The organism is Pandoraea sp. (assembly GCF_041919235.1).
GTDB lineage: Bacteria > Pseudomonadota > Gammaproteobacteria > Burkholderiales > Burkholderiaceae > Pandoraea.
In genome coordinates this window covers 35,396-57,456 of sequence record NZ_JAYRUC010000029.1, presented here as the reverse complement: position 1 = coordinate 57,456, position 22,061 = coordinate 35,396, and the positions used below count along the sequence as shown (strand labels likewise).

Genomic DNA, 22,061 nt, shown 5'->3' with positions numbered 1-22,061 from the left:
ATGAGCATCGGCATGAAGCGCTGATACAGGTTGGCGGCGAGCATCACGGCCTTGTAGCCGGCGATGTTGGCCTGCGAGGACAACACATCCATGCTTTGCGCACGCGTGGTGCGCGGCGCGGCTTCCAGCGCGAAGGCTGTGATGCCGGCCGCTGCCATGCGAGCGTTGTTCTCGGCGTCGAACGGGTTGAGTATGCCGACAACCACACTGCCACGCGGAATTTGCGCCAGTTCGTCCGGCGATGGGGCTCGCACCTTAAGTATGAGTTCTGCGCCGAGCGCGTCGGCGGCGTTGCCCAGCGTAGCGCCAGCGGCCTCGAACGCGGCGTCGGGAACGCTCGCTGCGCTTCCTGCACCGTGTCCGATCACGACTTGATGTCCTGACGCGACCAGCTTTTTCACCGTCTCGGGCGTGGCCGCGACACGGGTTTCGCCGGCAAGCGTTTCGGCGGGAATGCCGATTCTCATTGCATCTCTCCTTGGGTTTGTGAACTGATGTCATCAACGGCCAAGGAGCGGCAGTGCGTGCGCTGCCGGGGCAGGTGCATGACCTGCTTCGCCGCTGATGACATTAGTCCTGCAAAAACCACTGCAAACGAACTACTGCACAAACCGGTGACGCGGTACGGCCACTGCACACTGCACATTGCTGGTGCTCGAAGCTTACCCGAAGATGGCAAACCCGCCTATTGCACGAAACGGCATATGCATATGCCGACGCTTGGGGATCGCGCTGGCGTGGACCGACCGACCGGTCGGTCGTTTGACCCACGCGTCTTCTGCGCCAAACACCGTCAGACGGTAAAATGTCGGCTTTATCGGGGTAACGTCCTGGCAAGGCGGTCCGGCGCAACGTCCGTCGTGCGCCATGTCCGTGATGTCGGTTAAGTCTCGCGTCCACCGAGGATGTGCCATGAATGCGCGCTGGAAGCCCAACGTGACGGTTGCCGCGGTCGTCGAACGCGACGGCCGTTTTCTGTTTGTCGAGGAGCAAAAGCGTGCTGGCCTGCTGATCAACCAACCGGCCGGTCATCTGGAGCCAGGCGAGTCGATTGTCGACGCAGTGCGCCGCGAAGTTCTCGAAGAGACGGCCTATGTGTTCGAGCCGCAGCACCTGGTGGGCATCTATCTCGCCCCGGGGCCGGGCGACATCGCCTACCTGCGCTTTACCTTCACCGGCACGCTGGGCGAGTTCGACGCGTCGCGCACGCTCGACGACGGGATCGTCGGCACCGTTTGGCTGACGCCGGATGAAGTGCGCGCCCAGCGCGCGCGGCATCGCTCGCCCGTTCTGGAGCGATGCATGGACGATTACCTGCGGGGGGTCCGTTACGACCTCGCCCTACTTCTGACCTGTCCGGCGATGGCCGGCGGGCAAGGCAACACATGAGTCAAAAACGCGTAGTGGTCGGCATGTCGGGCGGCGTGGATTCGTCGGTCACGGCATGGCTGCTCAAACAACAGGGGTACGACGTCGTCGGTCTGTTCATGAAGAACTGGGAAGACGATGACGACAGCGAATACTGTTCGACCCGCCAGGACTGGATCGACGTGGTGTCGGTCGCCGATCTGATCGGCATCGACGTCGAAGCCGTGAACTTTGCCGCCGAGTACAAGGACCGCGTGTTTGCGGAATTCCTGCGCGAGTATTCGGCGGGCCGCACGCCCAATCCGGATGTGCTGTGCAACGCCGAGATCAAGTTCAAGGCGTTTCTCGATCACGCCGTGGCGCTGGGCGGCGAGACCATCGCCACCGGCCACTACGCCCGTGTGCGCGAGCAGGACGGGCGCTTTGCGCTGCTCAAGGCCTTCGATCACACCAAGGATCAGAGCTATTTCCTGCATCGGCTCAATCAGAAGCAGCTCTCGCGCACGATGTTCCCGCTCGGCGAGATGCCCAAGAAGAAGGTTCGCGAGATCGCCGCACAGATCGGTCTGCCCAACGCCAAGAAGAAGGATTCGACCGGTATCTGCTTCATCGGCGAGCGTCCGTTCCGCGACTTCCTCAATCGCTATCTGCCGACCCAGCCTGGCCCGATGAAGACGCCGGACGGTGCGGTCGTGGGCGAGCATGTGGGCCTGGCGTTCTACACGTTGGGGCAGCGCAAGGGCATCGGGTTGGGCGGCAGCCGCGACGGCTCCGGCGAGCCGTGGTTCGTCGCGCGCAAGGACATGGCGAGCAACACCCTGTATGTCGTGCAGGGACACGATCATCCGTGGCTGCTCTCGGGCACGCTCGATGCCGAGGATCTCTCGTGGGTCGCAGGCGAGCCGCCCGCGCAAGGCACGCACTGCGCCGCGAAGACCCGCTATCGTCAGACCGACGCGCCGTGTGAAGTCGTCCGTGCCGATGCGAGCGCGCTCACGCTGTCGTTCTCCGAGGCGCAGTGGGCGGTCACGCCGGGCCAGTCGGCCGTGCTGTATGACGGCGAGGTCTGTCTGGGCGGCGGCATCATCGCCGCCACGACGCCGGCCGCCCCGCGCGACACCGATGCGCCGGCCACAGCCGTCGCCAGGCATACCCTCCTCAATACGCATTGAAGCCGCCGGCGCTCGCTGGGGGAAACGCCCGGCGGGCATGCCGACGAGTGTCCCCCTACAGCAAGGAGGTCTCATGTTTTCGCGCCGATTCCTGGCTCTCTGGCTCGCCGTGGCGTTGCTCGTGGCAACGCTTGCGCTGGTACTCTTCGACGGTTGGCATCCGCTGTGGCCGCTGCCGTTTGCGGCGTTGGTCGCGCTTGGGGCCTGGGATGTCGTGCAACAGCGTCACGCCGTGCTGCGCAACTACCCACTGTGGGGACATTTCCGGTTTCTGTTCGAAGCCATCCGGCCGGAAATTCGCCAGTACTTCGTAGAAGACGACACGTCCGAGACACCGTTCTCGCGCGCACAGCGCAGCATCGTCTACCAGCGCGCGAAGGGAGATGTCGACAGCCGCCCGTTCGGCACCGAGGTCGATGTCAAGGCGACCGGCTACGAGTGGATCGCCCATTCGCTCGCGCCGACCGTGCTGAAGGATCACGACTTTCGCATCACCATCGGTCCGGATCGTGCGCAACCGTATTCGGCGTCGATCTTCAACATCTCCGCCATGAGCTTCGGCGCACTGTCGGCCAACGCGATCCGCGCACTCAATCGCGGCGCGAAGCTCGGCAACTTCATCCATGACACCGGCGAGGGTTCCATCTCGCCGCACCACCGGGAGCACGGCGGCGACCTGATATGGGAAGTGGCCTCGGGCTATTTCGGCTGCCGCAATGACGACGGCACCTTCAACGCCGAAAAGTTCGCCGCGCAGGCGACGACACCGCAGGTGAAGATGATCGAGGTGAAGCTCTCGCAGGGCGCGAAGCCGGGGCACGGGGGCGTTCTGCCTGCTGCAAAGATCACGCCGGAAATCTCGGCCACGCGCGGCGTGCCAATGGGGCAGGACTGCATTTCGCCGTCGCGCCACAGCGAATTTTCGACACCGCTTGGACTGCTGCAATTCGTCGAGCGTCTACGCACGCTCTCGGGCGGCAAGCCGACCGGCTTCAAGCTGTGCATCGGCCATCCGTGGGAATTCTTCGGCATTGTGAAGGCGATGCTCGAGAGCGGTATCCTGCCCGACTTCATCGTCGTGGACGGCTCGGAAGGCGGTACTGGCGCTGCGCCGCTGGAATTCACCGATCACGTGGGGGCGCCACTGCAGGAAGGGCTTCTGCTCGTGCACAACACCCTCGTGGGCGCCGGGTTGCGCGACAAGATCCGCATTGGCGCGTCAGGCAAGATCGTCACCGCATTCGATATCGCCCGTACGCTGGCCATTGGCGCCGATTGGTGCAACTCGGCCCGCGGCTTCATGTTCGCCATCGGCTGCATTCAGTCGCAGAAATGCCACACCGATCGTTGCCCGACAGGCGTGGCAACGCAAGATGCGTTGCGTCAGCGTGCACTTGTGGTGCCGGACAAGGCGCAGCGCGTGCAGCAGTTTCACGCGCATACGCTGCATGCGCTGCAAGAGTTGATTCAGGCCGCGGGGTTGTCGCATCCATCGGATTTGCGTGCGCATCACATCGTGAGGCGTGTGTCGTCCAACGAGATTCGTCTCATGTCGGAGTCGCTCAAATATCTCGCGCCCGGCGATCTGCTGCGCGGGCAGTTCCGCTATCAGCTCTATGAAAAGTACTGGCCGATGGCGCGCGCCGACAGCTTCTCGCCCGTCGACGTCGCCTGAGCGGAACTGCAGCAGGTCGATCTTCGAACGACAACCCGGCGCGACGATGCGCCGGGTTTTTTTACGTTTACCGACAGTATTCTTCCCAAAAACGAAAACACCGGAGGGCACCGCCTCACATTAAGGTCTCCACCGGATGATGCTCGCGCACGGACTCGCCTATGGTGTGGCATTCGACTTTGTCATCCCGTCGACACAACCTCGTCAGAGGAGGAGCCTATGAGTACGGTGCGATTTCTGATCAGCCGCCACGACGTCAAACTGAACGTGAACGGTCTCGTGCACACACTGCCTGCGGGCGGCATGACCGCGACCAGTTCGGACGCGACGGTCGATGCCGCCGGGCCCGTGGTGTCGCACGATTTTCATGCCTGCGACCTGCAGGCGCTGTATCCCGATGTCGTCGATTTGCTCGACCGCCGCCCGCTCGGCGTCTTCCATCGACAGGCGGCGCGGACGCTGATTCTCGAACCCAGCATGGTGGATGTCGCCATGATGTTGCAAAACGTCGATCGAATGGCGATGCTGCGCTTCTTCTACGTCTACTGCCTCTGTCGCGATCAGCGGTACTTCTCCGCCATGTTGCGTCAGACGATTGCGGGTAGCCACTCGCTGTTCGATTTCGTCGAGGCGAACTTTCACCGGCCGTGGCCGGTCGGGCGGCTCGCCGAAGAGTTCGGTATGCCGCTGCGCAAGTTTCGCTACCTGTTTCAGCAGACGTACGGCATGCCCGCGAAGCAATGGCTGCTCGAACGACGCCTTCGGCTGGCGCGCGATCTGCTGCTGTCCACGCGCCACAAGGTGCTCGATATTGCGCTCGAATGCGGCTTCACCAACCACGCGCATTTCACCGACACATTCCGCAAGCGCTTCGATTGCGCCCCGACGGAGATTCGGCTCGGCACGCCGCCGCAGCGGGGTAGCCGTCGTGTCGCGATGTCGCAAGCGGATGCCTACGCCGCCATGCGGGCCGATCTGGTGGCCGGGCACGGCGCCCTCGCCGAGGGGGGCGTGCAATGAATGTCGAAGAGATTCACCGCGGCATGTCAGAAGGCGTGCGGCAAATGTCGGACGAGGCCACGCAGGCTGTGCGCGCACGGAAAGTCAACGACCCTGGGCATATGCTCGATGTCCAATTCAAGCTGCAGCAATTCTCGACCATGGTCGGGTTGCATAGTGCCGCCATCAAGCTCATCAAGGACACGCTGATGGGCATCATCGCCAAGATCACATGATGCGCGTGGACCAAGCGCCGTGCGACGCCGCCGGGCAGTGGCTGGACGCGTCGGTCCGGCAAGTTGTCGTCGAACTGGCGCTGGCGGGCGCGCATCACGGCATGCAGTCGCAAGCCCGCGTGATCCTTCAGGCGTTGCCGTCGCTCGTGACGGAGCGCGAGACGCGTCAGTGGTTGCACGCTGCGCTGCTCATCGCGCTCGGCGACACGCGCGCGGCGCGCGCGCATCTCGCCGAGATCGTGGCGGCCGGACATGACAGCGATCCGACGGCCGACGTGCTCACCCGCTGGCTCGATGCGATGGACGCAACGCAGTCCACCACGTCTGTCGCGTCGACCGCACCGACCGCACCGACTGCACTGACTGCAGCGACAGCAGCGACCGTGCTTCCCGCCTCAACTTCCTCGCCCTCGCGCCCTCTCTCGTCATGACGACTTCAACGTCCCCCGATGTAGTTGCGCAGGTGTCCGCCGTTGCGACGTCCGCTAAAGCGGCGCTCGCGCCGGCCGCTGCCAGCGAGCACGATGCCGCCATTCGCTTCGATCAGGCGCTCGCGAGCGCGCCGTCGCTGCCGGAGCATCATTTGCTCAGTGCGGCGGGCAAGCTCGCGGGTAACACCGAGCGCCTGACCGAGCGGGTGACGCTCGACGAGCGCACGCTCGACGATCCGGTGCGCATGCTCACGGTGCAGCGAGGCCTGACCGAGCGCGTGCTGGCGCTGGAGTTCGTGGCGAAGGTGGCAGGCGCCGCCACGCAGGGCGTGAACAAGCTGGTGCACATGCAATGACGTGCGGCCGTCGCATTGCTGACGTCGTGACGAGATCGGCGGGACGCGCATCGCCCGGGGCACAACGCCGTTGGCGCGGCCGATGGCTGCTCGGTGGCCTGCTCGTGATCTCGCTTGCCGGTTGCAAGGTGGAATTGCACCGCTCGCTCAGCGAGACGGAGGCCAACCAGATGCTGGCGCTGTTGCTGGTCTCCGGATTGCAGGCCGACAAGCGCGCGGATACCGCCGGTATGACGGTGCGCATCGAGCGCAGCGATTTTGTGCGCGGTGTCGAGGTACTCCGGCAGCACGGCTTGCCGCGCCAGAAGCGTGCGTCGGTCGAGGACATCTTTCCGCCGGGACAGCTTGTCAGTTCGCCCGTGCAGGAGCAGGCGAAGCTCATTTATCTGAAGGAACAGCGGCTGGAGCGCATGCTCGCGTCGCTCGACGGGGTGATGGTGGCCGAAGTCGCCATCGCACAGGTGCCGACGGATTCGGCGGGACGCGCGACCTTGCCGCCTGGCGTCGCCGTTTTCGTGAAGTACAGCCCCGAGATCAACATGACGCAACGCCTGACCGACATTCGCAGTCTGGTGCACGACAGTGTGCCGGGCGTGACACCCGAGCGCATCAGCATTGTGTTGCAGCCCGCCGACTATCGCGTGCCGCGCGCGGCCATCGACGCGTCGTCGGGCGGTAGTGCAGCCACGTACGGCACTGGCGAGCGGTGGTCTCCCCTGCTGGGATGGGGCATGGTCGTGACGGCGTTCGTGGGTTTGGTGGCCGCTGGCGCGGTGGCGTGGCGACGGCGCGCCTCCTGGGTGCAGCGCTTGCGTGCGCGGGTATCGAGGGCGTCGTGACACGCGCGCACAACGCCGACATCGCCCGACTTGCAAGCATGATCTGGCAGCCCGGCAGGCACATGGACGAAGGGTGGTGGCACGCATTCGACATGTTGCCGTGGCAAACGGCTTACCGGCAGCATGCCGTGTGCCGCGCGCACGTCGACCGCTTGTTGATCGAGCGGCGCGGATGGCCCGGCGCAGCAGCGAGCGATTGTGCGCCCCCAGCAAGCGATGCTGCGCGCGACGCGCTGAGACTGTTGCCGAGACTGCGACGCGTATCGCTGGCTCACGGCTTGCGCGTGCTGGGATGTCCGGACTATCTGTTGCTCGGGCGCTACCGTCGTGCGTTGTCGTCGTGGCTCGATGCATGGCAATGCGATCGATTGCTGCTCACCCGGCAAGCGTGGCCCGCGCGTGCCGCGTTGCCGCCGGAGCAGGTCGTGCGGGCGGCGCTTGCCACCGCCGGCACGTGGCTGGATAGCGCGCCCGAGCCGTCGTGTGTCGACCTGGCGACGGTTGGCAAGGCCGCACGGATATTGCTGCCGCCGCCGGCCGCCGCCGGGCCGAGCCCGATAGACGTGCCGATCGGGGGTGACGATATCTGGCAGCGGCTTGCAACGCTGGAGAAAATGCTATGTATGTCATCGACCGCACATTGACGGCCATCGAAGCGGTGGACGGTCCCGCGCCGGCGGGGCCGGTGATTCTCGGCGAAGCGCTCCAACGTCTTCGCGAACAGTCGAGCCTGCGGGCGCGTTGGATGGCGCAGGCGCAGGCCGAGCGAGATGCTGCGCTGGCCGACCGCGAGCAGGCGAGCATCGACGCGCAAGCATCGCGCGAAGCGTGGCAGGAAGCCGCGCGCGAGCGGGCGGAGCAGGAGGCTGCGGCGCTGGCGGAGGCGGCGCGTCAAGCAGCCGTTGCGCAGACCGTCGAATGGCTGGTCGACGAAGCCGCGCTGGAACGCGAGATCGTGCGCTCGCTCGAGCGTCGTGTGGCCGATGCATTGACCGGCGCTTTGTCGAACTTCGTGGGGAGCCTGGACGCAGGTGAGCGTTTCGCGCAGCGCGTAGGCCGGGCGCTGCCGGGGCTGGTGCGTGAGGGCGCCCTCGTGTTGCGCGTGCCGCCGGCGTATCACGAGACGGTGGCTGATGCGTTGCGAACGGCCGACATCGTGCTGGCCTGCGCGCCGGATGCGTCGCTCGTCGAGCGGCAGGCGCGCATCGAAAGCGAGTGGGTCACGGTGTGCCTGGATCTCGATGCAGACCTCGCGGCGGTGATCGAGCGTCTGCGCATCAGCGCTGATCGGGAGGTCGCCTGTGGTTGAGCGCCTGCCGTCGTCCGGTGCCAATACCGTTCGGGCACCGCAGGAAAACAAGACCGCCGACCGCGTGCTTGCGGACGAGTGGCTCGTCCAGGATGGCGATGGAAGGCCTTCGCGCGGGTTGCCTGCCGACGTGCCGGGACACGTCGCGCTGATCGAAGCGACCATTGCGCAGAACGAAGAAGCTGCCGTTGCGGAATCGCAGGAGAATCTGAGCTTCGCGCTCGGTGTCCGGTTCCGCCGAACGGGCGATCGCGACGTGCGCGACGACAAGCAGCGCGCGCGTGCTCTGTTCGAACAGCAGATGCATCGGTTTGCTCGTGTGAGTGGCGCACAGTTCGAAACGCTGCGCGGGCAATTGCGCGATCTTCCGTTCGTCCCTGATCCCCATCAACTGATTCGGCAGGCGCAAATGTCCGCCGGACACGCGGCGCTGGTCGTGGCCGCATGGCTGGCCGACGGCGGGCTCGATGCCGGTACGCGCGCCCGTTTGCGCCGGGTTCTGGATGAACTGACGTCGTCCGAGACGTGGGCCATCGAGGCATTTGCGGCGTTGGAATGCGGCAACGGGCAGAACCCTGGCATGGCGCTGCTGCAACAACTCAAGTCGCTCTTCCGCCAGTCACAAGGGCCGCAGCGCTCACTCACGCAATGGTTCGACGAATGCCGGCGCTTCCCGCAGCGTCGTGCGCGCTTGCAGGCGCTCATGCAAGCGCTGGGGCTGGAGCTTGGGGCGCAGTACGCCGACGCAGACGTCCAGCGACTGGCGGCGGTCGTCGACGATCTTCGCCGTGTGGTGTTGTTTCTCACCCTGGAATCGGCGTGCGAGCAATCGGCGCAGCATATGCGTTCGGCCGGTTGTCGCGCGTTCGAGACGGATACGATGATCTCGGAGACGTTGACCTTGCTGGATCAGCCCTGGGCGGGTGCGGAATGGCTCGCGCAACGCGCAGCGTACCTAGGCATGGTGACGGTGGACGCTCGCTATACATTTGCTCGCGAACTCACCCGGTTGGTGCAGTCGGCACATGACGGCTGCTTTCGTGACGAGACACAACGCGAGTCGCTCGGGGAGGCCCTCGATGTCTGGCGTGCGGAGATCGCCCAGGAGGGCGATGCGGCGAGAGGATGATGCAGCGAGGATGAAGCAGCGAGGATGATGCAGCGGGGGGCTGGCGCACGACGTATGCGCCAAGAGGGTACTGTGGCGGCGCTCAGGCGCGCAAATGTTCCCGGCAGAGCTTGATGCGATCGTAGAAGTCGGTGAGTGCTTGCGCAAACGGTTCCGGTTCGGCGGCGGCTTCTTCCGTGACCTGCGCATGAAGAATCAGACGGCTGTCGCGTTCGCGTAGCTGGACATGTCCCGTGACGGCCCATTCGGCGGGTTCGATGAGAAACTGCAGAAGGCGCTCGCTGTTGGCGCGATGCAGCCGCGCGGCTTCATCCGTGGCCACCACGGCGTGAATACTGCACACCTGGTTTTTCAATGTCTCCACAATGATGCTGGGCGAGGCGTTGAACGTCAGCTCGATGGGCGAGTGGTTGTCGACCGCATCGATCTTGCCTGGGTCGCACCCGATCAACTTCAGAGCTTCGACGAGAGTTTGCGCTAGGTCGTAACTTGGCATGATATGCGTGGAGAGTGGAAGAGGTCGATAACGCGCCCCATGCAAACGTCATTCGAAATTCGAGCATGGGGGAACGCGAGCCGCTCGCGCGGGGCGCGCGATGCCGAAGGTTCCCACGAATAGGCCGCGTGGACTTTGGTCGCGCGTGCCGCGTTTTCGCTTCTGAGCACACGCGCGCATCGCGGCGGTCCATGGTCGACAGGCGTTCAAGAAAGGGAGGGGCCGTAAGACGTGCGATAACATCGCGCCACCCCCTCGAGAATCGCTCCGGCAGCCTGAACCGCGTGCATCTGCTTTTGGGCAAGCGCGTGTTGTGCGGGCGTGAGCGGTGTGCGCAGCGCTTGTTGCAGCGACTGGCGCGCGGCGTCGAGCTGTGCGCCAAGCTCGCGGGCCGTCGCTTCGGGTGAGGCGGCGAGCCGGTCTTCAAGCCGGGTCAGGCGAATCGTCATGCAGCGTCTCCAGCGTCAGTGGTAAGTAGAACAGGCGGTCGTGTGCGCCAATCGACACACCGTCCGCATGGATGGCAATCACGCGCGTGCCACCCGGCAAGCGCACGCCTTGCGCGAGGCGCGTGCCGTCGGCGAGCGTGAGCTGAGGGGCGGCGGGCGAGCCGCCAATGCTCACGAGCGGTGCGGAGAAGCCCGTCTCGGCAAGCGTCGGGATCTGGGGCGGCAGCGGGTCGATGCGTACCGGCATCGCGTGCTCGGTCGTATTCCATGCGTCGATGATTCCCTTCAACGACGCCCGACGTCCCACGGTCAGTGCCCCGGTGAGCCGCCAACCGTTGCGATCGCGCGAGATGTCGATGCCGCGCAACTGGCCGGCGTCGCGCAGCGTTTTCAACAGCCGCTCGAAGCTGTTGGTCGTGCCCTCGGCCACGCGCCAGCCGAACGGCAGTGCCAGCACGTCGAGTGCGTCGGAGACGGTCCGCCAACGTGCGTCGGCGACAAAAGGGCCACTGATGACGACGGCGCCGTCCGATGCGACGCTCACCTGTGCGTTACCGAATCCGTGAAGCCGCAGCAGCGTGCTGACGGTCTGCATTGAATTCGCCGGGCACCAGGTCTCGTCTCTCAACGTTTTCCCCAGCCAGCGTGCCTCGGCACGAAGCCGTGCGCGCGTGTTGTCGTCGAGGCAGCCGCCCGACAGACGCACCGCATTGCCGACCGTCGTCAGCGCGACGTCGGGGGCAATGCGGGCGGCGAGCGCCTTGAGCGCATCGGGCTGGGTCGGTTGAGAGACGACGTTGGCAGTCCCGGTGCGCCAGATCGCGACGCCCGCTGCCGCAATCAGCAATGACAAGCCCGTGACAGCGATCCATGCCGCCGGCGCGCGCGCGCGTGGTGCTGCGGTGTCCAAAGCCTGGGGCGCCTGCGGCAATGGCGCAGCCGCGCCATGGCGTTCGGGGCGCTTCGGCATCGGAGCCGGAGCGCTTGTGCTGCCGTTGCCGAGCCAGATCCCCAATCCGGCAAGATCGATTGCCGTATGCAGTGGCAGGTCTGGCGTGTCACTCGCGCCATCGTGCGGTGTCGCGAAGGGCCTGCCGTCCACCCAGACGGGCGCCGCCGTGAGCAGCCTGACGCGACCCTCGTCAATGTCCAGCACGATCTGTTCGTCATGATCGTGCGCCACTGCAATATCGGCGTCGCCGTCGCCGATGGTGAGCATGCCCGGTGGCAGCGGCATGGCGCGCCCGGCGAGCGGCCCTTCGAGCAGTGTCAGCGTCAGCATGTTCACGTGCTCGGCACGTCGACGGCCGGCTCGGCCTTGATGAGAAACAGACGCATGACACTATCGCTGCGGTTGCTCGTCGAGCTGAACAACCGTCCGATGAGCGGCAGATCGCCCAACAACGGAATTTTTCGCTCCTGCTCGTGCTGCGCGTCTTGCACGAAGCCACCCAGCAGCAGGCTTTGTCCGGCCTGGAGCCTGGCCTGTGTCGAAATCGACGAATTGCGGATGGAGGGCACCTCGTTGCGGGCATTTCGCTCGCTGCGCACCTCACCGCCGTCTTCGATGTTGAGTGTGAGCATTACCTGTTCGCGACCGTTGCCGTCCCCTTCGTTGGGGACGAGTCTCGGCGTGACGCGCAGCAGCGATCCCGATGTCACGCTTTCCAGTTTGGCGACCTTCTCGCCCGACACCTTGGTGTAGAACGTCACGCTGCGATCGAGCACGGCCTGCATGTTGTCGAGGGTGACGATGGATGGCCGGGACAGCACGCGCGCCTTGGAATTTCGTTCCAGCGCGCTCAGATTGACCATGAACTTGTTGGTATCGCCGACCACCGTCGTGAAGGTACCGGTGTCGCCATCGTTCGCGCGCGAGTTCAGCGACACGGCGCCGAAGCCGCCCAGACGCGCGCTGCCGGAGAAGTCGACCCCCAGTTCGGCAACATCGCTGGCGTTGACATCGATGATCGCCACCGAGATGTCGACCAGGCGGGGGCGGATGTCGAGTTGCGCGATCAGGTCGCCGTACATCGGCAAATTGCGCCGGCGCTCGCGCACGATGACCGCATTGCGACGCGGATCGGCCGAGAAGCGCGGCGTACCGGTTGGTGCGCCAGTGGTCAGCGGGCGGCCCGCGTCGATGCCTGTGCTGGCCGCCGGGCCCGGCGTGGCCAATGTCGCCGATGCGACGCCGAGCGGGCCGGCGCCGAGGATCAAATCTTTCAGTACGCTGACGACGCCCGGAACGACGACTTCCTGCCCGCGATAAAAGTACCTTGTGTCGTCCGCCGTGGCGAATTTCAGGGGAAATATCTTGATGGTCTCTTCACTTTCCTGCTGATCGCGGGCGTCTCGTTCGAGGTGTTCGGCGAGCATCGCGACCGTCTCGATGCACGCGGGAACCCCTGCGATTTCGAGCGCGTGTGTCGCCGGAATCCCCCGCGCCACGCAGTGCCGAGGGTGCAGCACACCCGCGTCGCGCAGGTGCCCGAGCAAGTCGTCGGGCGACGCGTAGCGCAGCGACATCACGCGTCGCGTCGCCTCGCTGGACTTATAGATATTCAGCGTCTGGCCGTTGAAGTACCACGAAAGCCGATAACGTTCGGATAGTGCATCGAGGGTTGCCTGAGCAGCGCCCGCAGGCAGCGTGCCGATGAACCCGTCATCGACGTGAGGGCTGACAACGGTGGGAATGCCGTGATGCGCGCCGAAGTCGCGCAGCAACTCCGCAAGCGGCGTGCCGGCGCTCTGAAACACGAACGGGCCGCCGCGCCAGACGGGGGCCGCAGGAGCGACGGACGCGGCAAGCGGCGGGCGCGCTGCGAACGTAGCGGCAGACGCCGCGATGGTCAGTGTGGCTGACAGACACCCCGCAAGCAGGGCGGCGACGCGCGACGTGACGTGAGACCGCATGCTCAGCAGCGACGCAGCGCGTGAAGACGCCGGCTGGCGTCAGCGGCGCCGGCCGTATGGCCGGCGGCGGTGGGCGTGCGGGGCGCGGGCGGCGACGTGTCGGTGCGCATGCCTTGCGATGTCGCCATCGCGCAGGCCAGCAGTTGACGGCGAAGTTGCGCTTCCACGCGCGCTGCGGGCTCGTTGGCATCGAAGCGATGCACCCACCAGAGGGTGTCGTTCGCGATGCTCAGGCTGTCGTCGCGCATCGCCGGCTGGCCGGCCAACACGAGTGAAAGCCGCGTGAGCCAGCGTGCGAGGGTCGAATCGTCGCCGAGCGCCGCCGTGAGTGGCTGCACGTGCACGCGCTCGGGCAGCTTCAACGCCGTCGCCACGCAATAGCCGTCGCCGATGCGGCAGGTCCAGCCGCGTTGGCCGTCGAGATCGAGCGCGATGCGCGCGCCCTGTACGTCGCGCGGGGCAATCCAGTCGAGCGCGGCAAGTGCAAATGGCAAACGCATAGGTATCTGAAGGAGGCAGTGCACGGGCACGGGGAACGAAGGGCAGGCGACATCGGCGACACCCGCCATCGCTTGTCGCCACCGATCGGAGAGGCGGCGCATCAGGATTGTCATTATCAAGCGCTGAGGTGACGGCACAATCCGGCGCAGACCTGAAGTGCCTCCTGGAGTGGGTGCGTTGGGGCGCTTTCCTATGCCAAACGTCGGGCGAAGGCACAAGTTTTGCGCAAGTGGCACGAAGTCGATAGAGAGTGGACAAAAATCCGTATGTGTATTTATGAACAACTGTCGAGGAGCTGCGAATGACGGGGTGTATCGGTGTCATCGGTGTCATCGTTGTCGAGGATCACGAGTTGCTGGCCGACGGTCTCTGCGTTCTCATCGAGCACGACCTCGGGTGGCGCGTGCTTGCCCGCGTCGTCAACGGGCTCGACGTCTACCGAGCCTGCGTGGTGCATCGACCGACCCTGATGGTGCTCGATCTGGGGCTGCCCGGCATGGACGGCGTCGACGTGATCCGGCAATGCGCCCAGCGCTGGCCGGACCTGCATATCGTCGTCAACTCGGCGAGCGACGACAGCGAACGGGCGCGCCAGTCGCTGGAGGCAGGTGCGGTGGCGTTCGTGCTCAAAAGCAGCTCACGCGAGACGCTGATACACGCGTGCTGCCAGGCGATGCGCGGCGAGCGCTTCGTCGATCCGGCGGTGTTCGGCGGTGTGCACGATTCGGCCGGCGCGCGGCAAATGCCGGGCCCGTTCGCCGCAGAGATGCCGGAACGGCTACTGACACTGCGCGAGCGGCAGGTGCTCAAGCTGGTCGCGGAGGGGCAACGCAACCGCGACATCGCGCAACTGCTCTCCATCAGCGTGAAGACCGTCGAGACCCACCGTCTGAACATGATGCGCAAGCTCGACGCACACAACGTGGCCGATATCGTGAACTGGGCGCATCGCCTGCGAATGATGCTGTGAGGCTCATAGGGCGCTGCGGCGACGCGAACCGTGAATTTCAGGTCTGCGCCGGATAGCCGCCACGACCGGGAATGCGCGACCATGCCCGTTACCTCTTCTAGAACGCTCTCCGCGCCCTGCGTGCGCAGCAAGCACGATTCCAACGCACGACCGCCGATGGACACCCAGACCCAACGCAAGCTTGAGCAGTTCTTCGAATTGCTGGCGGTGCCGCCGCAACGCGTCGCACCTCGCATGCGTATTGCGCTCGCGCCGTGTCTGTTGATGACCGAGGTCGATGCCTGCGGCGTGACGCTGGCGTTGACGCTGATTCATCGCGCCGCGCGCGCGCAGCGGTGGTTGCCATTGCTGCTGCAAACCTGTGCGCCGGAGTGGAGTCTTGGCATTCCGGTGCGCGCCTGCGTGGCGCAGGGGCGTCCGATGTTGGTCGCGACCCCGCCGGCAAGCGGCAATTCCCAGGCGGTCGAATGGTTGACGTGCGTCACCCGCATGCGTCGCGTGCTCGAGCGGATCGACGCCCAGCAGCAGCGCGAGGCCGGTCCATGACGCGCCTGCTGGGGTGGCTACGCATAGCAGCCGGCCGCCAGGACATCGTCCTGGCGGCGTTGCTGCTCGTCACAGTGCTGATGATCATCATCCCGATGCCGCCGTCGGTGATGGATCTGCTCATCGCGCTCAACCTCGGCGTGTCGTTGTTGTTGCTGATGGTGGCGCTCTATATCAACGAGCCGCTCGACTTCTCGGCGTTTCCGTCCGTGCTGCTGATGACCACGCTGTTCCGCCTGGGACTCACGATCAGCACCAGCCGTCTGATTTTGCTGCGAGCCGACGCGGGCGACATCGTCTACACGTTCGGCGACTTTGCCGCGGGCGGCAACATCGTCGTCGGCATGATCGTCTTTCTGATCATTACCGTCGTGAACTTCATCGTGATTACCAAGGGCTCCGAGCGAGTGGCCGAAGTCGGCGCACGGTTCTCGCTCGACGGCATGCCGGGCAAGCAGATGAGCATCGACGGCGACCTGCGCGCGGGCACGATCGACGCGGCCGAGGCCAAGCGCCTGCGCCGCGTCGTCCAGAAAGAGAGTCAGTTCTACGGCGCGATGGATGGGGCGATGAAGTTCGTCAAGGGCGACGCCATCGCCGGGCTGGTCATCATCGTCGTGAACCTGCTGGGCGGCATCGGCGTGGGCGTATTCATGCGAGGCATGAGCGCGGGCGATGCGGCGGCGATATACGCGATTCTCTCCATCGGCGACGGCCTCGTATCGCAGATTCCCGCCCTGCTCATCTCGGTGACGGCGGGCATCATCGTCACGCGGGTGCCCGGCGAGCAGCGCCGCAACCTGGCGCGCGAGCTCACCGATCAACTCGCTGCACAACCGCGCTCGCTGACACTGGCGGCCGTGGTGCTTGTCCTCTTCGGCCTGATTCCCGGCTTCCCGATGCACTACTTCCTGCTGCTCGCCGCGTTGGCGGGGACCGCAGCGTGGTGGGTGGGGCGCGTTGCGAAAGACGGCGACGGGGCCAAGGGCGCTGCGGGCGGCGAAGGCGGCAAGGACGGCGGTGCGAAAGCGAAGTCCGGCCGACCGGGGGCGCAACCGTTGCTGGTGCGTGCGAGTGTCGCACTGTCCGACGCGGTGGGCGGGGAGGCAACGCTTGCCGGGCGCATCAACGCCCTGCGCGACCAGAAGTTCGAGCAGTTTGGCGTGCCGATGCCGGAGGTGGCGCTCGTCGTCGACGCAACCCTTACCGGCGGCACGTTGGACATTGAGCTTTATCACGAGAGCGTGATGCGCATCGACGTCGCACCTGACGTGGCGCTGGCGCATCACGACGCCAATCATCCGGTACCCGTTTTGCGGGCGCTCGAAGCCGGTGCGCCGCGCGAGACGCCACTGCCGTTCGGTGGGCAGTGCCTGTTCTGGCTGGACGACGCTCAGCGCCAGGAATGGCAGACGCGGGGCGGCACCGTCATCGAAGGCGCGGACCGGGTGGCGCACTGCGTGTCGCTGGTCATCGATGCCCATGCCGCCGATTTCCTCGGCGTTCAGGAAGCGCGATTTCTCATGGATGCCATGGAGGACCGCTACGGCGAACTCGTGAAGGAACTGCAACGCCAGCTGCCGATCAGCCGGACGGCGGAAGTGCTTCAGCGATTGGTCGCCGAGGGGGTGTCGATTCGCGACCTGCGGCGCGTGTTCGAGGCGCTTATCGAATGGGCCCCGCGTGAGCGCGACCAGATCATGCTGACCGAATACGTACGGCTCAGTTTGCGTCGTCATATCACGCGACGCTTTCGCCGGGGCACCGAGCACATTACCGGCTGGAACGTGGGACGCGGTATCGAAGACACGGTGCGGGCCGCCGTTCGGCAGACGTCGTCAGGCTCCTACGCCGATCTGAACCCCGCGCAGACCGACGCGATTCTGAACGCCATCGACGGCGTCCTGAGCACGCACGACGGCACGCCGGCCGTCTTGTTCACTGCGATGGACGTACGCCGCTTCTTGCGCAAGCTCATCGAGCGCGAGCGCGCGGATCTGCCGGTATTGTCGTTCCAGGAAGTAGCCGATGAGCCGCATGTCCGTGTGCTGGGCACCATCGACGTGCAGGGAGCGCTCTGAGATGCGTCGCCCGGACGCCGCACGCGTCGCCGACGGGCTGCGTCGAACGCTCGACGCGCAACGCCAGGCGTGTGATGACTGGCGCCGGTTATCGGCGGGCGAAGTTCGCTACGGGCGTATCGACAAGATCACCCCGAACGCAATGCGCGCCCGATTGTCGGGGGCCGCGCTTGGCGAGCAATGCCGTGTCGTGTCGCCGGCGCTCGACGCCGAGGTCATAGCGGTCGAGGGTCGGCACGTCTGGCTCGCACCGTACGCCGAGCCAAACGGTGTGGCCAATGGTGCGCTGGTGCAGGCACTGGGCACGTCGTCGCGCGTGGCGGTGGGCGATCACCTGATCGGCGAGGTGCTCGACGGACTGGGGCGTCCGCTGGTGAGCGCGGCGTCGACCGACGAGGGGGCGACGACCGCCAACGTCGCGTGGCGTTCGCTTGACGCGCCGCCGCCGCCCGCCATGACGCGGGCGCTCGTATCCACATGCCTGCCCATCGGCATTCGCGCCATCGACGGCATGCTCACTTGCGGTCGCGGCCAGCGGTTGGGCATCTTCGCGGCAGCGGGGGGCGGCAAGAGCACGCTGCTGGCGATGATGTGCCAGGGCGCACAGGCCGATGTCATCGTCCTCGCGCTGATCGGGGAACGCGGGCGCGAGGTGCGCGAGTTTCTTGAGACGGCCCTCTCGCCCGAGGCGCGCGCCCGGACGGTGTGCGTCGTGGCGACATCCGATCGTCCTGCGCTCGAACGAATGAAGGCTGCGTACACGGCGACGGCGATCGCCGAGGCGTTTCGCGACGACGGCAAGGACGTGCTGCTGCTCATGGATTCGCTCACGCGCTTCGGGCGCGCCGTTCGCGATATCGGCATGGCGGCGGGGGAGCCGCTCGGCGCGACGAGCGGCTTGCCCCCGAGTTTCTATGCACGTCTGCCACGGTTGCTGGAGCGCGCCGGGACTGGCACGCGCGGCAGCATCACCGCGTTCTATACCGTGCTCGTCGAAGGCGACAACCTGGACGAGCCGCTGGCCGACGAGGTGCGCTCGATCGTCGACGGTCACATTGTGCTGTCGCGGCGTCTTGCGCAGGAGAATCACTACCCGGCCATCGACGTCTCGAAGAGCCTCTCGCGCGTGATGTCACAGGTGAGCGATGCGCAGCATATCGAGTGGGCTGCCCGTGTCAGGCGCTCGATGGCGCTGGCGGCGGAGGTCGAGTTGCTGGTTCGCGTCGGCGAGTACCAGTCGGGCAACGACCCGGATACCGACGACGCGCTCGCCCGTGCGCCGGACATTCGCGCATTCCTCTGCCAGGCGCAGCACGACGTGGCGCCGTTCGACGACACACGCGCATGGCTCGAACATCTGGCGAACTGACGGGGCACGCGGGCATCGTCGCGCTGGCGGCACTGGCCGTGCGCCGCGAAGCCGCCATGCGTGCCGCACTGGTGCGCATGACGGCGGCCGCGCGCGATGCCGACGCAGCGGTCGCCGCCTGCGAACGCGCGTGCGACGCTCAGCGTCGCGCGTGGCAGGACGCGTTGTCTCGCGGCGGCGTCTACAGCCAAAGAGAGGCCTCGGGTGCGCCGCTTTCGGTGGAAGCGCAGCGCGCGGCGCTCGGCGACGCCAAGGCACGGCACAGCGCAGCGCTCGAGTCGGCGAAACTCGCCCAGGAGAATCTGCGCGAGCAGCGCGAACGGCTTCAGGCCAATGCACGCAAGCAAGAGAAGTTGCGGGAGTTGTTGACGCTTTATCGCCGTTGAATCGGCTGCAACATGCGGGACACGTCTCATTGAATTTCACCGCGTGGGGGGCGAATCCCTTCCGCCGCGCACAACGCCTTCCCACCCTTTGCCATCACGAGGACTTCACGATGAGTACCATTCACCGAAGTGGCCTGTCAGCCGATGCGTTCCTCCGACTGTCCGATAGATCGACGTCCCCTCGGCGCGACGCGTCGACGGCCCGTGACCGGCGAAGCGAGGACGACGAGGGGCGGAGGTTCACGTTGGCATACGGCCCCGATGCTTGCGTGTCCGGCCCGGCCGACGTGCTGCGCTGGCTGCGCGTCTGGCACGCCCGGCAGGACGCCAACTGCGACGGTGGGAGTTCGCTGCGCGTGCTCGTTCACGGTGGCGCGCTCGATACGTTGGTCGTCGAAGCCCGGCGCGGCCGGCAGGGCGTCACGGTCAGTCTGCTCTGCGTCCGGCTCACGATGTACCGGCGTTTGCTCGCGCATCGGGGCCGGCTCGCGCGTGCGCTGACGTTGCGCCTTAACGTACCCGTCACGATCGAAGTCGAGGCGCGTTATGCGCCATGAGCCGGAAGACGGTCCAACCGGGGCACCTGGACCGTTGGACGACGCGCTCGCGGGCGACGGCTGCGTGACGTTTGTCGAGCACGAGACGCAGGTGCGTGTTGGCTGGCTTCATGCGGGCGGCGAGGGTCTCATCGTGACGGCGCGTGTCGACGAAGGCGTTGTCGGTCAGACGCGCTTCTGGTGCGACGCGCAGCAATGGTGCGACTGGCTCGCCCCCAGCTTGCCAGTGCCGTCGTGGGATGCGTTGCCGCCGGCCTGGCGAGCGAGCGCCGTGGCGCTCACCCTGGCGACAGGCGGTGCAGCGGACGGCGGGGCGGGCGACGCAACGGGCGATGCGGCCAACGCCGTTCACGACACGCACGACATGCACGACATGCACGACATGCACGACATGCACGACATGCATGATCCTGCGTCATGGCCGCGCGCGACAGCCCTCACTCGCGCAAGCGTTGAGACGACGTGGCGTGTCGGCATGGTGTTGCGGCGCGACGGGCGTGAGTTGACGTTGTTGTATCTCGATGGCGCGACGGCCTGGTTGCGTGAGCGCTGCGAATGGGCGACGCCTTGCGATGCGCTGCTCGATCCATCGGGATTGCCTGAGCGTCGATGCGCACTCGTGGCGGGATGGGTGGCGCTATCTGCCGCACAATGCGAGCAGCTTCAAGTGGGAGACGCCGTGCTCCTCGATGTGGCGGCCGATGTCGCGAGCGGCGAGTACTGGCTGGTGGACGGCGACCGGGCTATCGCCATGCGAGATGGCCGGCCGCTCGATCGTCGTGTGGTGCAGCTCGACGATGCGCACGACGGCACGCTCGGCGGCACCGCGTCGACGGCGGTCGATGCGTGTGCGAGTACCGCCCTCCTACGCCTGGAAGCGCTCGTTGCCGAGAGGCGATTTCCTATTCCATGGTTGATCGCTTGGCGAACGGGCGGCGGTGCAACGTCCCAATACGCGCCGGCCGAGTGCGCGCTGCAGGTCGGTCAGATCACGCTGCGTTGCAACGGCGCAGCGTGGGCGGCCGGGCGTTTGCTACGTTTCGAGGACGGGCGAATCGCCGTGCGCATCGACGCCAGAATGCCAACGCAAATCGCGTGCGGCGCGTCCACCTGCACCGATCCGGACGGCGATATTTCGGGTGGTGACCCGATGGGCGTGCATCCGGAGACGACCTAACATCGCTGCCAGCGATTGCCGCGGCTTGCGTTCGTCTGCTTGCGTGGTTCGCATCGCCGTCCGTTCGCGCGGTGACCTCTCCCGGCTACTTCGTCCTGCTTTGTCGGCGCTGACCGGCTTCCATGCCTGGCAGTCAACGACGCTCATTGGAGTTCGTATGTCCCTGCTCGACCACCCGGTGCAGCTCATCGTATTGCTTTCGCTGCTCTCGATCATGCCGTTGCTGGTGGTGCTGGGGACTGCGTTTCTGAAGTTGGCTGTCGTGTTCGCGTTGTTACGCAATGCGTTGGGCACGCAGCAGATTCCGCCCAATATCGCCATTTACGGGCTATCGCTCGTGTTGACCTGCTTCATCATGGCGCCGGTCGCTTTCGATATCGAGGCGAATCTCGAGGCGCGTCCGGTGTCGCTGTCGTCCAAGAGTTTCGTCGCCGACGTCGATGCGAGCGTTCTGTCGCCGTACCGGGCGTTTCTCACCCGTCACACCGATGCGAGGCAACGCGATTTTTTCGCGGGCCTCGGGGTTGAAACCTGGCCGGAGGCGCATCGCAACCGCCTGGGGGCCGATTCCCTGCTCGTGCTGATGCCGGCGTTCGCGCTGAGCCAACTCGCCGAAGCGTTCAAGATCGGTCTGCTGCTGTACCTGCCGTTCGTCGTGATCGATCTGGTGATCTCGAACATCCTGCTGGCGATGGGGATGATGATGGTCTCGCCCATGACGATCGCGTTGCCGTTCAAGCTCCTCATCTTCGTGATGATGAATGGCTGGGAGCAGTTGGTGCGTCAGTTGATGCTCTCCTACGCATGACGGCTTACGGAGCGCGCCCATGAGTGAAGCCATCGTTGTCAATCTCACGAGCGAGATGCTCTGGCTCACGTTGCTGCTGTCGCTGCCCACGGTGGTCGTTGCCGCGGCCATCGGTGTGCTGGTCTCTCTGGTGCAGGCGCTCACGCAGGTGCAGGACCAGACCGTGCAGTTCCTCATCAAGCTCATCGCCGTGTCGGTCACACTGGCCGCAACCTACGCGTGGATGGGTCACGTGCTGCTTCACTACGCGGGTAACGCGTTCGAGCAGATCAGCCGGATGCGGTGAGCGGC

General features: G+C 65.7%; 25 protein-coding genes and 1 pseudogene. 20 read left to right on the top strand and 6 right to left on the bottom strand.

The window, feature by feature from the left end:
• Positions 1 to 467, bottom strand: a pseudogene (locus ACE3UG_RS20015) (NAD(P)(+) transhydrogenase (Re/Si-specific) subunit alpha); the annotation flags it as partial.
• 445 nt (positions 468 to 912) lie between these two features.
• On the opposite strand from ACE3UG_RS20015, the gene ACE3UG_RS20010 reads away from it, so the two are divergent.
• From ACE3UG_RS20010 to ACE3UG_RS19960, 11 genes are all read left to right on the top strand, one after another.
• Positions 913 to 1,389 carry an NUDIX hydrolase gene (locus tag ACE3UG_RS20010; protein ID WP_374627179.1) on the top strand — a complete coding sequence of 159 codons (477 nt, stop codon included), beginning with the start codon at positions 913 to 915 and terminating at the stop codon, positions 1,387 to 1,389.
• Entirely contained in the window at positions 1,386 to 2,540 is a 1,155-nt protein-coding gene (mnmA, locus tag ACE3UG_RS20005) for a tRNA 2-thiouridine(34) synthase MnmA (protein WP_374627177.1), read from the top strand. The genes ACE3UG_RS20010 and mnmA overlap by 4 nt, the downstream gene beginning before the upstream one ends.
• A gap of 73 nt (positions 2,541 to 2,613) precedes the next feature.
• Positions 2,614 to 4,215 carry an FMN-binding glutamate synthase family protein gene (locus ACE3UG_RS20000; protein WP_374627174.1) on the top strand — a complete coding sequence of 534 codons (1,602 nt, stop codon included), beginning with the start codon at positions 2,614 to 2,616 and terminating at the stop codon, positions 4,213 to 4,215.
• Positions 4,216 to 4,434: 219 nt separating this feature from the next.
• The gene (locus tag ACE3UG_RS19995; protein ID WP_374627172.1) at positions 4,435 to 5,235 is read left to right on the top strand and encodes a helix-turn-helix transcriptional regulator; all 801 of its coding nucleotides are present in this window, start codon (positions 4,435 to 4,437) and stop codon (positions 5,233 to 5,235) included.
• Positions 5,232 to 5,450, top strand: coding sequence for a type III secretion system needle filament subunit SctF (gene sctF / locus ACE3UG_RS19990; protein ID WP_374627170.1), 219 nt, complete (start codon positions 5,232 to 5,234; stop codon positions 5,448 to 5,450). Before ACE3UG_RS19995 ends, sctF begins: the two co-directional genes overlap by 4 nt.
• On the top strand, positions 5,447 to 5,881 hold the full coding sequence (locus tag ACE3UG_RS19985) for a DUF1039 domain-containing protein (RefSeq protein ID WP_374627168.1): 435 nt from the start codon (positions 5,447 to 5,449) through the stop codon (positions 5,879 to 5,881). The genes sctF and ACE3UG_RS19985 overlap by 4 nt, the downstream gene beginning before the upstream one ends.
• A complete protein-coding gene (gene sctI, locus ACE3UG_RS19980) occupies positions 5,878 to 6,237 on the top strand; it encodes a type III secretion system inner rod subunit SctI (RefSeq protein ID WP_374627165.1) in 360 nt (119 codons plus the stop codon). Before ACE3UG_RS19985 ends, sctI begins: the two co-directional genes overlap by 4 nt.
• A gap of 26 nt (positions 6,238 to 6,263) precedes the next feature.
• On the top strand, positions 6,264 to 7,076 hold the full coding sequence (gene sctJ / locus ACE3UG_RS19975) for a type III secretion system inner membrane ring lipoprotein SctJ (protein ID WP_374627163.1): 813 nt from the start codon (positions 6,264 to 6,266) through the stop codon (positions 7,074 to 7,076).
• On the top strand, positions 7,073 to 7,720 hold the full coding sequence (locus ACE3UG_RS19970) for a type III secretion system domain-containing protein (RefSeq protein WP_374627161.1): 648 nt from the start codon (positions 7,073 to 7,075) through the stop codon (positions 7,718 to 7,720). The genes sctJ and ACE3UG_RS19970 overlap by 4 nt, the downstream gene beginning before the upstream one ends.
• On the top strand, positions 7,696 to 8,385 hold the full coding sequence (locus ACE3UG_RS19965) for a hypothetical protein (protein WP_374627159.1): 690 nt from the start codon (positions 7,696 to 7,698) through the stop codon (positions 8,383 to 8,385). The genes ACE3UG_RS19970 and ACE3UG_RS19965 overlap by 25 nt, the downstream gene beginning before the upstream one ends.
• Entirely contained in the window at positions 8,378 to 9,514 is a 1,137-nt protein-coding gene (locus tag ACE3UG_RS19960) for a TyeA family type III secretion system gatekeeper subunit (protein ID WP_374627157.1), read from the top strand. Before ACE3UG_RS19965 ends, ACE3UG_RS19960 begins: the two co-directional genes overlap by 8 nt.
• Positions 9,515 to 9,596: 82 nt before the next feature.
• On the opposite strand, the gene ACE3UG_RS19955 is transcribed toward ACE3UG_RS19960, so the two are convergent.
• The 5 genes from ACE3UG_RS19955 to ACE3UG_RS19935 all read right to left on the bottom strand — a co-directional run bounded on the left by ACE3UG_RS19955 (position 9,597) and on the right by ACE3UG_RS19935 (position 13,875).
• Positions 9,597 to 10,055, bottom strand: coding sequence for a hypothetical protein (locus ACE3UG_RS19955; protein WP_374627155.1), 459 nt, complete (start codon positions 10,053 to 10,055; stop codon positions 9,597 to 9,599).
• A 161-nt stretch (positions 10,056 to 10,216) separates the two neighbouring features.
• The gene (locus ACE3UG_RS19950) at positions 10,217 to 10,459 is read right to left on the bottom strand and encodes an EscE/YscE/SsaE family type III secretion system needle protein co-chaperone (protein WP_374627153.1); all 243 of its coding nucleotides are present in this window, start codon (positions 10,457 to 10,459) and stop codon (positions 10,217 to 10,219) included.
• Complete coding sequence (sctD, locus tag ACE3UG_RS19945; RefSeq protein WP_374627151.1) at positions 10,434 to 11,741, bottom strand: type III secretion system inner membrane ring subunit SctD; 1,308 nt, start codon at positions 11,739 to 11,741, stop codon at positions 10,434 to 10,436. Before sctD ends, ACE3UG_RS19950 begins: the two co-directional genes overlap by 26 nt.
• 2 nt (positions 11,742 to 11,743) lie before the next feature.
• Positions 11,744 to 13,375 (bottom strand): EscC/YscC/HrcC family type III secretion system outer membrane ring protein, encoded by a 1,632-nt coding sequence (locus ACE3UG_RS19940; protein WP_374627149.1) that lies wholly within the window; start codon positions 13,373 to 13,375, stop codon positions 11,744 to 11,746.
• A 2-nt stretch (positions 13,376 to 13,377) separates the two neighbouring features.
• Positions 13,378 to 13,875, bottom strand: coding sequence for a hypothetical protein (locus ACE3UG_RS19935; protein WP_374627147.1), 498 nt, complete (start codon positions 13,873 to 13,875; stop codon positions 13,378 to 13,380).
• Positions 13,876 to 14,177: 302 nt separating this feature from the next.
• On the opposite strand from ACE3UG_RS19935, the gene ACE3UG_RS19930 reads away from it, so the two are divergent.
• The 9 genes from ACE3UG_RS19930 (at position 14,178) to sctS (ending at position 22,056) form a co-directional block, all read left to right on the top strand.
• The gene (locus ACE3UG_RS19930; protein WP_374627145.1) at positions 14,178 to 14,846 is read left to right on the top strand and encodes a two component system response regulator; all 669 of its coding nucleotides are present in this window, start codon (positions 14,178 to 14,180) and stop codon (positions 14,844 to 14,846) included.
• Positions 14,847 to 15,002: 156 nt separating this feature from the next.
• On the top strand, positions 15,003 to 15,392 hold the full coding sequence (locus ACE3UG_RS19925) for a hypothetical protein (protein ID WP_374627143.1): 390 nt from the start codon (positions 15,003 to 15,005) through the stop codon (positions 15,390 to 15,392).
• On the top strand, positions 15,389 to 17,473 hold the full coding sequence (gene sctV, locus ACE3UG_RS19920; protein WP_374627141.1) for a type III secretion system export apparatus subunit SctV: 2,085 nt from the start codon (positions 15,389 to 15,391) through the stop codon (positions 17,471 to 17,473). Before ACE3UG_RS19925 ends, sctV begins: the two co-directional genes overlap by 4 nt.
• Before the next feature lies 1 nt (position 17,474).
• Positions 17,475 to 18,842, top strand: coding sequence for a FliI/YscN family ATPase (locus ACE3UG_RS19915; protein WP_374627139.1), 1,368 nt, complete (start codon positions 17,475 to 17,477; stop codon positions 18,840 to 18,842).
• Positions 18,818 to 19,228: a hypothetical protein gene (locus ACE3UG_RS19910; RefSeq protein ID WP_374627137.1), complete on the top strand. Its 411-nt coding sequence runs from the start codon at positions 18,818 to 18,820 to the stop codon at positions 19,226 to 19,228. Before ACE3UG_RS19915 ends, ACE3UG_RS19910 begins: the two co-directional genes overlap by 25 nt.
• Before the next feature lie 245 nt (positions 19,229 to 19,473).
• Complete coding sequence (locus ACE3UG_RS19905) at positions 19,474 to 19,785, top strand: hypothetical protein (RefSeq protein WP_374627135.1); 312 nt, start codon at positions 19,474 to 19,476, stop codon at positions 19,783 to 19,785.
• The gene (locus ACE3UG_RS19900) at positions 19,775 to 20,962 is read left to right on the top strand and encodes a hypothetical protein (protein ID WP_374627133.1); all 1,188 of its coding nucleotides are present in this window, start codon (positions 19,775 to 19,777) and stop codon (positions 20,960 to 20,962) included. The genes ACE3UG_RS19905 and ACE3UG_RS19900 overlap by 11 nt, the downstream gene beginning before the upstream one ends.
• A 157-nt stretch (positions 20,963 to 21,119) precedes the next feature.
• Entirely contained in the window at positions 21,120 to 21,770 is a 651-nt protein-coding gene (gene sctR / locus ACE3UG_RS19895) for a type III secretion system export apparatus subunit SctR (protein ID WP_374627131.1), read from the top strand.
• Between the two features lie 19 nt (positions 21,771 to 21,789).
• A complete protein-coding gene (gene sctS / locus ACE3UG_RS19890; RefSeq protein ID WP_374627129.1) occupies positions 21,790 to 22,056 on the top strand; it encodes a type III secretion system export apparatus subunit SctS in 267 nt (88 codons plus the stop codon).
• Positions 22,057 to 22,061 lie beyond the last annotated feature (5 nt).